Annotated in this window: 13 protein-coding genes; 8 read left to right on the top strand and 5 right to left on the bottom strand. The window is 47.9% G+C overall.

Translation table 11 applies throughout. The features are described 5' to 3' along the window. Positions 1-71: 71 nt before the first annotated feature. Both GCU44_RS03625 and GCU44_RS03620 read right to left on the bottom strand, forming a co-directional pair. Positions 72-338, bottom strand: coding sequence for a hypothetical protein (locus tag GCU44_RS03625; RefSeq protein ID WP_092173459.1), 267 nt, complete (start codon positions 336-338; stop codon positions 72-74). A gap of 71 nt (positions 339-409) precedes the next feature. Beyond that, complete coding sequence (locus tag GCU44_RS03620; protein WP_092173462.1) at positions 410-691, bottom strand: hypothetical protein; 282 nt, start codon at positions 689-691, stop codon at positions 410-412. Between the two features lie 532 nt (positions 692-1223). Between GCU44_RS03620 and GCU44_RS03615 the strand changes: the two genes are divergently transcribed. From GCU44_RS03615 to GCU44_RS03590, 6 genes are all read left to right on the top strand, one after another. Next, entirely contained in the window at positions 1224-2633 is a 1410-nt protein-coding gene (locus GCU44_RS03615; RefSeq protein ID WP_154853901.1) for an alkaline phosphatase PhoX, read from the top strand. A gap of 232 nt (positions 2634-2865) precedes the next feature. Further along, positions 2866-3585, top strand: a complete 720-nt coding sequence (locus GCU44_RS03610; RefSeq protein ID WP_154854091.1) for a tetratricopeptide repeat protein — start codon at positions 2866-2868, stop codon at positions 3583-3585. A gap of 75 nt (positions 3586-3660) precedes the next feature. After that, on the top strand, positions 3661-4137 hold the full coding sequence (gene ribH, locus GCU44_RS03605) for a 6,7-dimethyl-8-ribityllumazine synthase (protein WP_154853898.1): 477 nt from the start codon (positions 3661-3663) through the stop codon (positions 4135-4137). A 43-nt stretch (positions 4138-4180) separates the two neighbouring features. Further along, positions 4181-5506: an aspartate kinase gene (locus GCU44_RS03600; RefSeq protein WP_092173471.1), complete on the top strand. Its 1326-nt coding sequence runs from the start codon at positions 4181-4183 to the stop codon at positions 5504-5506. Beyond that, positions 5507-5848, top strand: a complete 342-nt coding sequence (locus GCU44_RS03595) for a DUF6787 family protein (protein ID WP_092173473.1) — start codon at positions 5507-5509, stop codon at positions 5846-5848. Positions 5849-5878: 30 nt separating this feature from the next. Beyond that, complete coding sequence (locus tag GCU44_RS03590; protein WP_092173476.1) at positions 5879-7690, top strand: ABC transporter ATP-binding protein; 1812 nt, start codon at positions 5879-5881, stop codon at positions 7688-7690. Here the strand turns inward: GCU44_RS03590 and nadC are convergent. Both nadC and GCU44_RS03580 read right to left on the bottom strand, forming a co-directional pair. Further along, entirely contained in the window at positions 7647-8525 is an 879-nt protein-coding gene (nadC, locus tag GCU44_RS03585) for a carboxylating nicotinate-nucleotide diphosphorylase (RefSeq protein ID WP_154853892.1), read from the bottom strand. The two genes, GCU44_RS03590 and nadC, sit on opposite strands and share 44 nt — an antisense overlap. Before the next feature lie 44 nt (positions 8526-8569). Beyond that, positions 8570-8971: a DUF4783 domain-containing protein gene (locus GCU44_RS03580; protein WP_154853889.1), complete on the bottom strand. Its 402-nt coding sequence runs from the start codon at positions 8969-8971 to the stop codon at positions 8570-8572. A gap of 247 nt (positions 8972-9218) precedes the next feature. Between GCU44_RS03580 and gpmI the strand changes: the two genes are divergently transcribed. Together gpmI and GCU44_RS03570 are read left to right on the top strand one after the other, a co-directional pair. Further along, complete coding sequence (gene gpmI, locus GCU44_RS03575) at positions 9219-10751, top strand: 2,3-bisphosphoglycerate-independent phosphoglycerate mutase (RefSeq protein WP_154853886.1); 1533 nt, start codon at positions 9219-9221, stop codon at positions 10749-10751. Next, positions 10748-11320, top strand: a complete 573-nt coding sequence (locus GCU44_RS03570; RefSeq protein WP_092173485.1) for a hypothetical protein — start codon at positions 10748-10750, stop codon at positions 11318-11320. The genes gpmI and GCU44_RS03570 overlap by 4 nt, the downstream gene beginning before the upstream one ends. A 180-nt stretch (positions 11321-11500) precedes the next feature. On the opposite strand, the gene GCU44_RS03565 is transcribed toward GCU44_RS03570, so the two are convergent. After that, positions 11501-13024, bottom strand: coding sequence for a sodium:proton antiporter (locus GCU44_RS03565; RefSeq protein WP_154853883.1), 1524 nt, complete (start codon positions 13022-13024; stop codon positions 11501-11503). Positions 13025-13169 lie beyond the last annotated feature (145 nt).

The following is a 13169-nucleotide window of genomic DNA, read 5'->3' as shown; positions in this document are numbered from 1 at the left end:
GTACCCACTTCACGCTTCGCCCCATGCCTTCGCCTCATCAATCGCAGGGAAGAGATATTGTTGTAACCGGATTAGTTATCCGACAAAGAAGAACTCCAGATATTGTTTTTATCGTCTCCAGATAGCATTTCCATAAACTTGCTCCACGAGCTGAGGCGTTTGCGGTCTACTTCCCGGAACATCACTTGCTTCTGACGAATCACGGCAATTAGTTCCATTCCCGTTTCGTGGGGGATGTTGACGACTTCATCGCCGATTTGAATGTTGAGATTGCCGTTGTTCGGATCTACCCATGTTTTTAACTCCTGGGTATTGGTTTCAAAGGTGTACTTTAACATGACGCTGTTTTTTTAAGTAAAAATTGTTTGAAAAAAGAAATTAGTAACCCAAGGTGTACCGGCTGCGGCTGTTACGCGGCCTTGTACTTCTGGTCTTTTAATGCATGGTACCTACCCTGATCGCTTTTTTGGCCAGACAAGGACTCCATAAACTTGCTCCAGGAACTGTTTTTCTTCCGTTCGACTTCCTGAAAGATGGTTTGTTTTTGGCGGAGTACCCCAATCATTTCCGCTCCGATTTGGTGGGGAATGTTGACGGTTTCGTCTCCAATTTGGATGTTAAGGGAACCATTCTCAGGATCTACCCATGTTTTCAATTCCCGCTCTGCTGTTTCGAATGTGTACTTTAACATGACGCTGTTTTTTTATTTTAAAGAATATTATTTTACCAAAGCCTACCCGCTGTTACCTGGTTTTTCAAAACTGGAGGAAAATAAGTTGCTGTTCGTTTGTCCCCTCGCTTTGTGACTTTGTTGCTGTTTGATGATGCTAAGGTAGAGAAAATTTTTAAAACAAAAAACAATTTTGATAATTTAAAATACATTTTTAAGGGTCTAAAAATTGAAAATGGCAAATTTGCCTTTTTTTGGCCGTTTTTGGCCGATTTTTTTTAAAAAAAAAAATTGAAAAATTTTTGCACCTGCCTACTTCCCTCATACCGGTAAGGCTCAATGCGTTTGAAAAATGCGGCTGTTCTGGTACCCGCCGGATTGGCTACCGGGCCACCACTAAAAAGCTTCACAATTTCGTAATCGCCGCTCAGCATATTTAGTTAGGAATTTTCTTTGAATTTGGATAAACTGCACCTATACGCCGGTTACATTCCTTCCGTATTCAATGGAATGAGCCTATGAAACTTCCTTCATGCAAAAACAATCTTTTTTTATGACACCATCAATCAACGACTCAAGAAGAAAATTTATCAGGAACTCCGGAATGGCCACCCTCGGTTTTATGGGACTCTACCAGTTTATGAATCCGGGACTATCGCATGCGAAGCCGGGTTTAAAGCCCGCGATGGGCTATGGTCCCTTAAAAAAAGATCCTGCAGGGATTCTAAATTTGCCGGAGGGCTTTACCTATAAAATCATCAGTAATAAAGGAGACAAAATGGCAGACGGGCTTTATTTGCCAGGTCTTGCCGATGGCATGGGTGCTTTTCAGGGAAAGAATGGCAGAACCATCGTGGTTCGGAATCACGAAATCAGTCCGGACTCCCTTGAGCATTCCGGTTTTGGTGCCAATAACGAATTGATAGGAACCCTGCCGGCGGCCGAATTTTACGATTTTGGCAAAGGCATCCTGCCCTCATTGGGCGGGACCACTACCTTCGTTTACAACGAACATAGTGGAGAATTGGAGCACCAATACCTGAGCCTTGCCGGGACGATTCGAAATTGTGCCGGCGGAATCACTCCCTGGGGATCTTGGCTGACCTGTGAGGAGAGTACGCTTAGAAAGGGAGAATACGACGGCAAGCTGGAGAAAGACCACGGGTACGTCTTCGAGGTGCCAGCGCAGGAGACCATTCACCGAGCAGTACCGAAACCCATTACCGCCATGGGAAGGTTTAACCACGAGGCGGTGGCCGTAGATCCGGCTTCGGGGGTGGTGTACCTGACGGAAGATCGTGGTGACGGGATTTTTTACCGCTACGTTCCGAATAGCCCTGGCAATCTGCACCAGGGCGGAAAGCTGCAGGCGCTGGCAATCCTGGGCGAGAAAAGCCGGGATACCCGCAATTGGGAAGACAGCGAAGGCCCGGTATTTCCAATGATGAAGGGCCATAAAGTGCGTTGGATAGACCTGGAGAATGTTACATCTCCGGATGACGATCTGCGTTTTCAGGGTTTTGAAAAAGGAGCGGCCGTTTTTGCCAGGGGCGAAGGCATCTGGTGGGGCGATAAAGAAGTATATTTTGCCTGTACCAACGGAGGAAAAATTGGTGCTGGACAGGTGTTTCGGTATACCCCCAGCGAGTTTGAAGGTAGGCCGGAAGAGCAAAATGCCCCCGGCGAACTCAGTCTGTTTGCGGAGCCAAACGACCGGGAGATTCTGAAAAACTGCGACAATCTGGCCGTCGCTCCCTGGGGGGATGTGATTCTTTGTGAGGACCACAAGCATCCCTTTCTGGTCGGGATCACGCCGGAGGGAGCGTTGTACCACCTGGCAGAAAACGTGGGGTATGCATCCGAACTCGCCGGCGGCGTATTTTCTCCCTCGGGCAAGACCTATTTTGTCAACATACAAGGGCCTGGAATTACCGTGGCCATTACCGGTCCCTGGAAAAGCTGAACCACCGTATCTCCGGACCTCCCGAACAGGGCGGGTTCGGAGGTACCCGGAAGGGCGCTACTTCTGCGCACTTTCCTTTGGGTGGATAAGTGCTATGGAAGAGCAAATTGGAGAGCAAGAGACTGACTTTCTGTTTGGTTGTGACAGGGAAATCCTTTTTTGGGGCACAAAACAGAATACTTTTGTTATTCATTAAAACATCATCTATATTTGCCACTCAAAATTTAAAATGATGGCGAAGCAAAAGACCAAAAAGGGAAAGGCAGCACCTGATACATCCAACGAGCTTCTGGAAAACCCGGAAGCGATTGCTACCCGTCTTGGAAGAGGCGAAGCGTTTTTAAAACAAAACACCCGTTTGGTAGGTGGCGTTATCGGCCTGATGATTCTTATCATTGCCGGTATTGTTGGTTTTCAGATTCATAAAGCCAATCAAAACGAAAAAGCCCAGGGAGAAATGTTCCAGGCTGTCTATTATTTCGAGCAGGATAGTGTGGATTTCGCATTGAACGGCGATGGGGTGCAGCCCGGTTTTTTGGAGATAATCGATGAATATGGAGGAACTGCAGCTTCTAACCTGGCGCATTTTTACGTAGGATCCATCTACCTTTCTCAGGGTGAATACGAGTCGGCTGCCGACCATTTGAAAAAATTCTCTTCGGATGATTTTCTGGTACAGGCCCGTGCCTATTCCTTGATCGGCGATGCCTACATGGAATTGGGCACTATTTCGGAAGCGATACGGTATTATAAAAATGCCGCTAACTACAAGGAGAATAAATTTTTCACGCCAAGGTACCTGTCCAAACTGGCTATTGCCTACGAGGAAGACGGGAACCTTCAGGCGGCGATAGAAACCTATGGCGAAATAGAAAGCAACTACAGTGACGCATACGAGTATACAGAGGCCCGTAAACACAAAGCGAGGCTAGAAGGCCTGGCTTCTAACTGATAGGCGATCTATCTAGCATCAGGGAGAGTAAGGCCAGGAAGGTTTTACTCTTTTTTTATATAAACACTGGAAATCATGGCTACATCGTTAAAAAATCTCAGTCAGCATTCCGAAGGAAATATCGGGGATATTCGGGATAAAAAATTTGCCCTACTGGTCTCCGAATGGAATGATGAAATAACCGAATCCCTGTATAGCGGGGCTTTGGAGACACTGCTTCGCCATGGGGCCAGGCGGGAACACATCGTTCGGAAAAACGTCCCCGGATCATTCGAATTGCCCCTGGGGGCCCAGTGGATGGCCAAACAGGAAGACATTGACGCAGTGATATGCCTGGGATGTGTGATTCAGGGAGAAACCAGACATTTTGAGTTTATTTGCAATGCTGTTGCACAGGGCATAACGCAGGTGGGCTTGACCTTTGATAAGCCGGTGATTTTTGGGGTATTGACCCCGGATACCCAGCAGCAGGCCCTGGACCGGGCGGGTGGCAAGCACGGTAACAAGGGAGATGAAGCCGCCATAACGGCTATAAAAATGCTCGGATTTTAGCGGCATTTCTGGCAATTCATTCATTTAATAAACTGCAATACGCATGAAAATCATGAAATTTGGCGGCACTTCTGTAGGGAGGCCGGAACGAATGCACCAGGTAAAAGACTTGATTACTTCGGACGAGGAAAGAAAGATCGTGGTCTTGTCGGCCTTGTCCGGTACCACCAATGCTCTGGTTAGTATAGGTGAAGCGTTGGCAGACGGAAAAAAGGACAAAGCAAAACAAAAAATCGACGAACTTCAGGAGCATTACACGAATTTTTATTTGGAGCTGCTGACCTCCAAGGCTGGGCGTTCAAAGGCGGTTCAGATCATTAAGGAACATTTTGAATTTTTGACGATCATCTTGAAAATTTCTTTCAACGAGGCCATCAACAAAGACATTTTGGCCCAGGGCGAACTATTGTCCACCAAATTGTTTTATACCTTGCTACAGGAGCTGGAGATTCCGGCGGTGTTTTTACCTGCGCTGGAATTTATGAGTATCGATGAAAACGACGAGCCGGAATTGCCCCGGATTAGGGAACGGCTGGCATCTATTTTGGCCAGGTATCCGGAAGACAGTATTTTTGTAACGCAAGGGTATATTTGCAAGAACCACCGAAACGAAGTGGATAACCTGAAACGAGGGGGCAGCGATTATTCGGCGTCTTTGATCGGGGCGGCGGTAGACGCTACGGCGGTGGAGATTTGGACGGATATCGATGGCATGCACAACAACGATCCCAGGATCGTGGAGCAGACCAGACCGATCGCACACCTTTCCTTTGACGAAGCGGCAGAGCTGGCTTATTTTGGGGCGAAAATCTTGCATCCTGCCTCTATTTGGCCGGCACAGCTCCACAACGTGCCGGTAAAACTGCTAAATACCATGGCTCCCGAGGCTGCCGGTACACGCATCACGGGAACGGGAGAAGGAACCGTGGGCGTAAAAGCCATCGCTGCCAAAGACGGCATTACCGCTGTAAAGATCAAATCCAGTCGGATGTTGCTTGCGTATGGTTTCCTTCGAAAAGTGTTTGAGATCTTCGAAAAATACCGAACCTCCATCGACATGATTACCACCTCGGAAGTGGCAATATCCCTGACCTTGGATGATGTATCCCATCTCAAGGAAATTACCGCCGAGCTGCAAAAGCTGGGGAAAGTGGAGGTAGATCATCACCTATCCATCATTTGTATCGTGGGCAATGCCATTATGGAAGAAACCGGTGTGCTGCAAAAAATCATGGATAGTTTGGAACAGTTTCCATTGCGCATGGTTTCCTACGGGGGAAGCAAGCACAATGTGTCCATTCTCATAGACGGAAAACACAAGGAACAAGCCCTGAAACGTCTAAACGAGGGGCTTTTTGATTTTGATTAGATGAGCGAAAGGTCCCACAGAAAATCGCCCAATTTCCTGGAAAGGCTTAAATCCAAATGGAAGCTCGCCAGTTTGTGGCAGGTTGTCTTGGTATTGGTTGTTTTTGCCTGCACGGGATTTACTATATTATTTGTCAAAAAACCCATTTTTTCTTTTCTTGGTGTGGATACCAGCAGTGGGGGTTTCTACAAAACCCTGCTATATCTATTGCTGGTACTCCCGTTGTATCAGGTTTTTTTGCTTTTTTATGGATTCATCTTTGGGCAATTTTCTTTCTTTTGGGAAAAAGAAAAGCAGTTTCTCCGAAGGTTAGGAAAACTGTTTACAGGGAAAAAAAATTAACTTGCAAGGATTTTGAATTAATCGGAATAAATGGCCAAGCAACGAGGTTTACCATTAGATAAAAGCGAAAAAAGAAAACTGAATAAGAAGAACCTTGAAAAGCTCTCCGGTATTTTCCGGTTTGCTCTTCCGTACAAAGGTCCTTTTTTGCTGGGGATGCTGTTTCTTTTGTTCTCCAGTCTCATGCTTCTCACCTTTCCCTTTGTTGCGGGTAAATTGATTGATGCTGCCTCGGGGAAGGAATGGATTGTAAACGATATCGATGGTATTGCCTACATACTGCTTGGTATTTTGTTGGTGCAGAGTATTTTCTCATTTTTCAGGGTTTGGTTGTTTGCACAAGTAAGTGAACGATCCATGCGAGACATACGGGTAGCACTATACGACCGCCTGGTTCGATTGCCCATGACCTTTTTTGACAAACGCCGCACCGGGGAGTTGATTAGCCGGATCACTGCCGATGTAAGCATGCTACAGGATACCTTTTCCATCACCCTGGCGGAATTGCTTCGTCAGGTGATCACCTTACTGGTGGGTATTGGCTTTCTAATCTATACCACTCCCAGGCTTACCCTATTTATGCTGGCCACTATTCCGGTGCTGGTGATCATTGCGATGGTATTCGGTAGGTTCATTCGAAGGCTTTCGAAAAAGACGCAGGACGAATTGGCAGGGGCCAATGTGGTGGTCGAAGAGACGTTGCAATCCATCGTTACCGTAAAATCCTTTACCGGAGAGGTCTACGAATCCAACCGCTACCGAAGCCGGCTGGATCGGGTAGTTGGCGTCGCGCTGAAGGCGGCTGGGTTTCGGGGCGCATTTATCTCCTTTATCATTTTTGCGCTTTTCGGCGGGATTGTGGCCGTCATCTGGTACGGGGCCACACTGGTGAGCGCTGGTGAAATGAGTATTGGCGACCTGGTTTCCTTTGTTTTGTACACAACCTTCATCGGGGGCTCCATCGCTGGTTTGGGGGATATTTACGGGCAGGTTCAGAAGGCCATCGGCTCATCTGAGCGGGTGCTGGAGATTCTCGAAGAGGCAGCGGAAGTAGCGATCCCGGTAAGAAAAGATACCGTTCTCTCGGGTTCCATTTCCTTTGAGGAAGTAGTTTTTCATTACCCAACGCGCCCGGAATACCGGGTGTTGGATGGCTTTAGCATGGAGATCGCTCCGGGGGAAAAAGTGGCCCTGGCAGGGCATAGCGGGGCAGGCAAATCAACCGTAATCCAATTATTGCTCAAATTTTACTCGGTAGGGACGGGGGATATTTTGCTGGATGGTGAATCCATCCGGGATTGGGATCCGCAACAGCTGCGAAAGAATATTGGGATTGTACCTCAGGAAGTATTGTTGTTTGGAGGGACCATTCGCGAAAACATCCTGTACGCCAAACCCGATGCAAGCGAGCAGGAACTCGTCCAGGCCGCCCGGCAGGCAAATGCCTGGGAGTTCATTGAAAGTTTTCCGGATGGGTTGGATACCTTGGTGGGTGAGCGCGGCATAAAGTTATCCGGCGGCCAACGCCAGCGTATCGCTATTGCCAGGGCCATCCTGAAAGACCCTGCCATTCTGATTTTGGACGAAGCCACTTCCTCGTTGGATGCAGCTTCGGAGGCATTGGTGCAGGAGGCGCTGGACCAGTTGATGCAGGGGCGTACCACCATCATCATTGCCCACCGACTGGCCACCATTCGTAAAGTGGATCGGATTTACGTGTTAAAAGACGGAAAAATTATCGAAGAAGGTAACCACGAACAGCTCGCTGCCAGGGAAGGCGGGCACTATGCCAATTTGGTTAGTCTGCAATTTGCTGCGGAGACCGTACGGCCTTCAAACTAATATCCAGGCTTTTCACGTGGTGGGTGAGTGCTCCAACCGAAATATAATCAACGCCGGATTCGGCAATAGGTACAATACGTTGCTCATCGATACCGCCCGAGGCTTCCGTCTCGTAGCGACCACCAATCATGCGTACCGCCTCTTTCATGGTTGGGACGTCCATGTTGTCAAGCATGATGATGTCCACCCCTCCTACGCGCATGACTTCCCTGACCTCGTCGAGACTGCGGGTTTCGATTTCAATTTTTAGGTTCAGTTCCTCGCGTTGCAGGTAGGTTTTCGCAGCAGTTATCGCCCGGGATATGCCACCCGCAAAGTCGATGTGGTTATCCTTTAGCATGATCATGTCGTACAGGGCAAATCGGTGATTTTTTCCTCCTCCTATTGAAACGGCCCATTTTTCCAACATGCGAAAATTGGGTGTGGTTTTCCGGGTATCCAGTAGCCGCGCGTTGGTATGCTGAATCAGGGCATGCATTGCTTTGGTTTTGGTTGCAATTCCACTCATGCGTTGCATGCAATTCAAAACCAATCGTTCGGTGGTGAGGATGGAAGCAGCCTTTCCAGTTACCCAAAATCCGATTTGTCCGGGCCCAACTGTTTGTCCGTCCGCTACCTGGGTTTCGACCTGTAATTCGGGATCGTGAAAATGAAAGATCATTTTCGCCAGTTCAAGACCTGCGATGACCCCCGGTTCTTTGATAAGTAACTGGGCTTTGCCAGGCTGATCGGCCGGGACTGCGGCTAGCGTGGAGTGATCTCCCTCGCCCACATCCTCCTGAAATGCCGCCTGTATGAAACTGGTTAATCGCTCTTTCGTTAGGTATTCCTGCATGGTACGTCAAAAGTAAGAAATATTTTGAAACAGGCAGGGCTAAATTAGTGCCGGATAAAATCCATGCTGTAAATAAGGAAGGAATGCTCGTCCCTTTTCTTGTGGCGGATCAGCACGCGAAAATCACCCCTACTGGAACGATACGTGCCGATCAGGTAAGAAAGGCTTGTGCTGGTTTGCCCTTTTTGCTGCAACTCAAATCCCTCCGAGGGTTGGTTTTTAAAAAAGTCTCTCAGTACAATCTCTGCCTGATTTCTGGAGAAGTCGCGTTTGGTGTTATCAAAGCTAATTTCCACCCGATCGTCCAGGTATTTCGAGATTTCCTGGATGGAGCCCCGTTGCATGGCAAATGCAAGGTCATTTTCCTGCTCCTGAGCGAGGGTAAGCATTGGTAACCAACAAACGAAAAAGCCAATCGCAATGAATTTGGGGATCAAACAAAACATGATTTTTCCCGCCACAAAATCCAGGCCAAAATCTAGGGTAGCGGCGGAAGCAGGTAAGGTAGTTACAAGGACCTGGGGATACGCAGGGGAGATTATTGGATAATTTGCTGAGCCCTATCTTTAATTATCTTATATTTGCGAGGCAGTGAATGATGCCTCAAGATGTATCCCTTCAGGAGGAACAGCCGGGTCACGGGCTCTGGGAGCCTCCGGAATTTTTGTTTGCGTATAACCAATAAAAAAAAACATGAATAAGAAAGTTTTATTAATGATCCTGGATGGGTGGGGAATTGCTCCCAACCCAGAAGTTTCTGCGATTGATAAAGCCAAGACCCCGTTTATCGATAGTTTGTATGAGAAGTATCCCCATTCGCGGCTAGATGCGTCCGGCCTGGCCGTAGGGCTACCGGAGGGACAAATGGGCAACTCGGAAGTGGGTCACATGAATATAGGTGCCGGAAGGGTCGTGTACCAGGATTTGGTAAAAATAAATAAAGCGGTTCAGGAAGGGGCATTATCCAGGGACCCCGTGCTTAAGGCTGCTTTTGACGATGCAAAAGTCAACGGTAAAAAGGTGCATTTGGTTGGACTGGTGTCAGACGGAGGGGTTCACGCACACATTTTCCATTTGAAGGGCTTGTGTGACGCGGCCCGGGACAATGGCATGGAGGATGTTTTTATCCATGCATTCACCGATGGACGGGATACCGACCCGAAGAGTGGACTTCGTTTTTTGGAGGATCTCAAAATCCATTGCGAAGGATCGGTGGGTAAAATCGCTTCCATCGTCGGGAGGTATTATGCAATGGATCGGGACAAACGCTGGGAGCGCGTGAAACTAGCCTACGATGCCATGGTGCACGGTGAGGGAGAAAAATCAAAAGACATGCTTTCTGCCATCCGGAAATCCTATGCCAATGGTGTCACGGACGAATTCATTCGCCCAATTATTCAGGTAGACGAAACCGGTAAGCCATTGGCGACGATTGAGGAAGGAGATACGGTCATTTGTTTTAATTTTCGAACAGATCGGGGAAGGGAAATTACGGAGGTGCTCACACAGAAGGATTTCCCGGATTACAACATGAAAAAGTTAGCGTTGAATTACATCACCTTCACCCTGTATGATGAAAATTTTGAGGGTATTCCGGTGGTTTTTGAAAAAGACAACTTGAGTAATACCTTGGGGGCGGTATTGGAACAGCACCACAAAAAACAAATACGCATCGCTGAAACGGAAAAATACCCCCATGTGACTTTTTTCTTTTCTGGAGGCAGAGAGAAGGCGTTTGAAGGAGAAAGCAGGATTCTCTGCAACTCACCCAAAGTAGCCACCTACGATTTGCAGCCAGAGATGTCTGCCTACGAAATTGCAAAGAAAATAAATCAGGAGTTACCGAAGAGGGAAGCGGATTTTATTTGCCTGAATTTTGCAAACGCGGATATGGTGGGGCACACCGGTGTTTTTGATGCGGCGGTAAAAGCCTGTGAGGCGGTGGATGAATGTGCCGCTTCGGTCATTGAAACGGCGCTGGAAAATGATTACACGGTGATTGTCATCGCCGATCACGGCAACAGCGATTGCATGGTGAACCCGGATGGAACCCCAAACACGGCACACACCACCAATTTGGTTCCCTGCATCATGGTAGACAAAAACGACCGTCTGGAAGTAATGGATGGTAAGTTGGGAGACCTGGCGCCCACGATTTTGAAGCTGATCGGGTTGGAGCCGCCACAGGAAATGACCGGAACCATTCTCCTGAAGGACCATTCATGAACCCCCTATTCCGCAGGTTTTTGATACTGGCACTCGCGGCACCGGTCTTGTTTTCGTGCAAGGAGGATGCGGATGCACCATTCGCCAATCCGACGCAAATTGATCGGTATTTTCCGGTGTCCGATTTCCTGGAAGAGAAGATCGCCCAACGCGCGGGAGCCGCCGTGTCTAAGACCATTCGCTTCAACGAGGAAGTCGAGGAAGCTCGGTTTGAACCGGACGAGGAAGCCTGGCGAAAGGAACTGGACTTTTTTTTTCAGGCCGATATCAACAAGGCGGCACTGGCCACGTCTTACGAAACTACCGAGGAAGACGGACGATTGATTCATGCCCTCAAGCCCGGAGAAAAAGGAACCGTACAGCAAATCCTTGTACAAAAGCATGGGGAGCGGATCGAAGCGATTCGCATAGAGACAGTGACGAGTAATTTATTTTACCAATCGGAAGTGAATGGTGTCTTATTTTTGGATGATAACGAAGACCTGGTCGAATACCAGCTCAAGGGAAACCAAAAGGTCTGGTTCATGGGACCCACCCGTCTGGAAGTACGTGCGTCTGTGAGCAAGTAAGCAACGCCCGGAACTGTCAGCGAACAAACGGTGCAGCTCCTCACGTAGGGGTTGCACCGTTTGGTTTTATGGAGGAGATCGCAGCGTATAGGGCTCGGTAGCTCTCTGATCCATTCAATTGGGAAAAAGTATCCCATAGGTTTTACAGGTCTTTACGTTGCCTGGTGTTCGGCGCGTAGGTTACCCGGCAAAGGCGAAAAAGACCAGCCAGGTGATAAATAAGATCGGTAGCAAGATGGGAATGGAAAATCGCAAAATATACCCAAAAAAGGAGGGCATTTTTATTCCGCTTTGTTCAGCGATGGATTTGACCATGAAATTGGGACCATTGCCTATGTACGTCATGGCGCCGAAGAAAACCGATGCGATGGAGATGGCCATCAATTCAAAAGACGAATCCAGGTAGTTATTTAAAGCAAAGTCCTTTACCTGTTGTATCACGTTGATATCGGCTCCCTGGGAGGCCATGGCCGCGGCAAGAAAATTCAGGTAGGTGGGTGCATTATCCAGGAATCCGGAAAGCAGCCCGGTGCCCCAATACAGGCTATTGTAGGTAATCATGGCGGCTCCTTCCTCAGATTGCGCGAAGGTACCCACCAGTTCCAGCGCCGGCATCATCGTCCCGAAGATACCGATGAAGATAAATGCCACTTCCCGTATGGGCTCAAAATTAAACTCATTCCCGGTCAAGGCTTTTTTGTCCGCAAATCTAAAGGATAAATAGGCCACTGCAAACATGATAGATTCCCTGATAAAACTGAATTTCTGCCCGTCGTAATGAATCGCAGGCACCCAATCCAAGACGTTTGGATCCAGGAAGACCGAAATGATGATGACCAATAGCCACAGAAAATTTTTGGTTCCTGAAAGCGATATTTTGTTGGAATAACTTACTTCCTCATCGAGCTCAGCCGTCCCTTTCGTTCCGCCAAATCGTCGGTCAATCAGGTAAAATAGAATTGCCAGAATGGTAAGGGCGAGTACCCATGCGGGCCAGTTATGGGTCAGGGTCCAGAAAAAAGGCACCCCTTTCAGGAAACCTAGGAAGAGCGGTGGATCTCCGATTGGTGTGAGCGACCCGCCAATATTACTCACCATAAATATAAAGAAGATGATGTGGTACGGTTGGATGTTGTCTTTATTCAGGCGTATGAACGGACGAATCAGCAACATGGAGGCTCCAGTGGTACCGATCAGGTTGGAAATAACTGCACCAACTACCAGCAAGGTGACATTTGCCAAAGCCGTTGATTTCTTATCAACTTCGATGAGGATGCCTCCGGAGGCAATAAACAAGGAAGCGAGCAATGCAATGAATTGTACGTACTCAGCAAGGGCGTGCACCGGGTTGTGAACGTTGTGTAAGACAAAGAGGTAATAAAGGACGACGGTGGCTGCCAGACTGACAGCAATTTTTGGATAATTATGGTGCCAGAAATGTTCGTAAAACAAGGGTCCGGTTGCAATCATGAGAAGCAGGGCTACAAAGGGAATTACCAACCATGCCGGGGCATGTCCATGCGCTGCTTCGTGTTCCGGTTCGGCCGGATGTACCGAATCGGTAATGGGAGATTGCGGCGCCTCGGTTTGTTGGTCGGCCAATGCAATCGATTCAGATGGGGAAATAGAACGGGCTTGTACTTGGTTTGAAATCAGGAAAAGAAATCCAAATAGCAGGAACCATGAAGCGAAATAGTTCTTCATTCACGTCAAATTATTGGTCAAAGAATGATTAAGTAAAGCATTTCCAAGGCTCTTGGAAAATCGGTCGGTTGCAATAAATTCCTCTAAACTAGTTATTTTGTGGTGTAGGAACCAAATAAATTAATGGGAGCGGTCAAAAATAGTG

It is taken from the genome of Cyclobacterium xiamenense (assembly GCF_009467825.1).
In the GTDB taxonomy this organism is placed as follows: domain Bacteria; phylum Bacteroidota; class Bacteroidia; order Cytophagales; family Cyclobacteriaceae; genus Cyclobacterium; species Cyclobacterium xiamenense.
The sequence above is the reverse complement of the archived record's forward strand: the minus strand, read 5'-3'. Positions and strand labels throughout refer to the sequence as shown.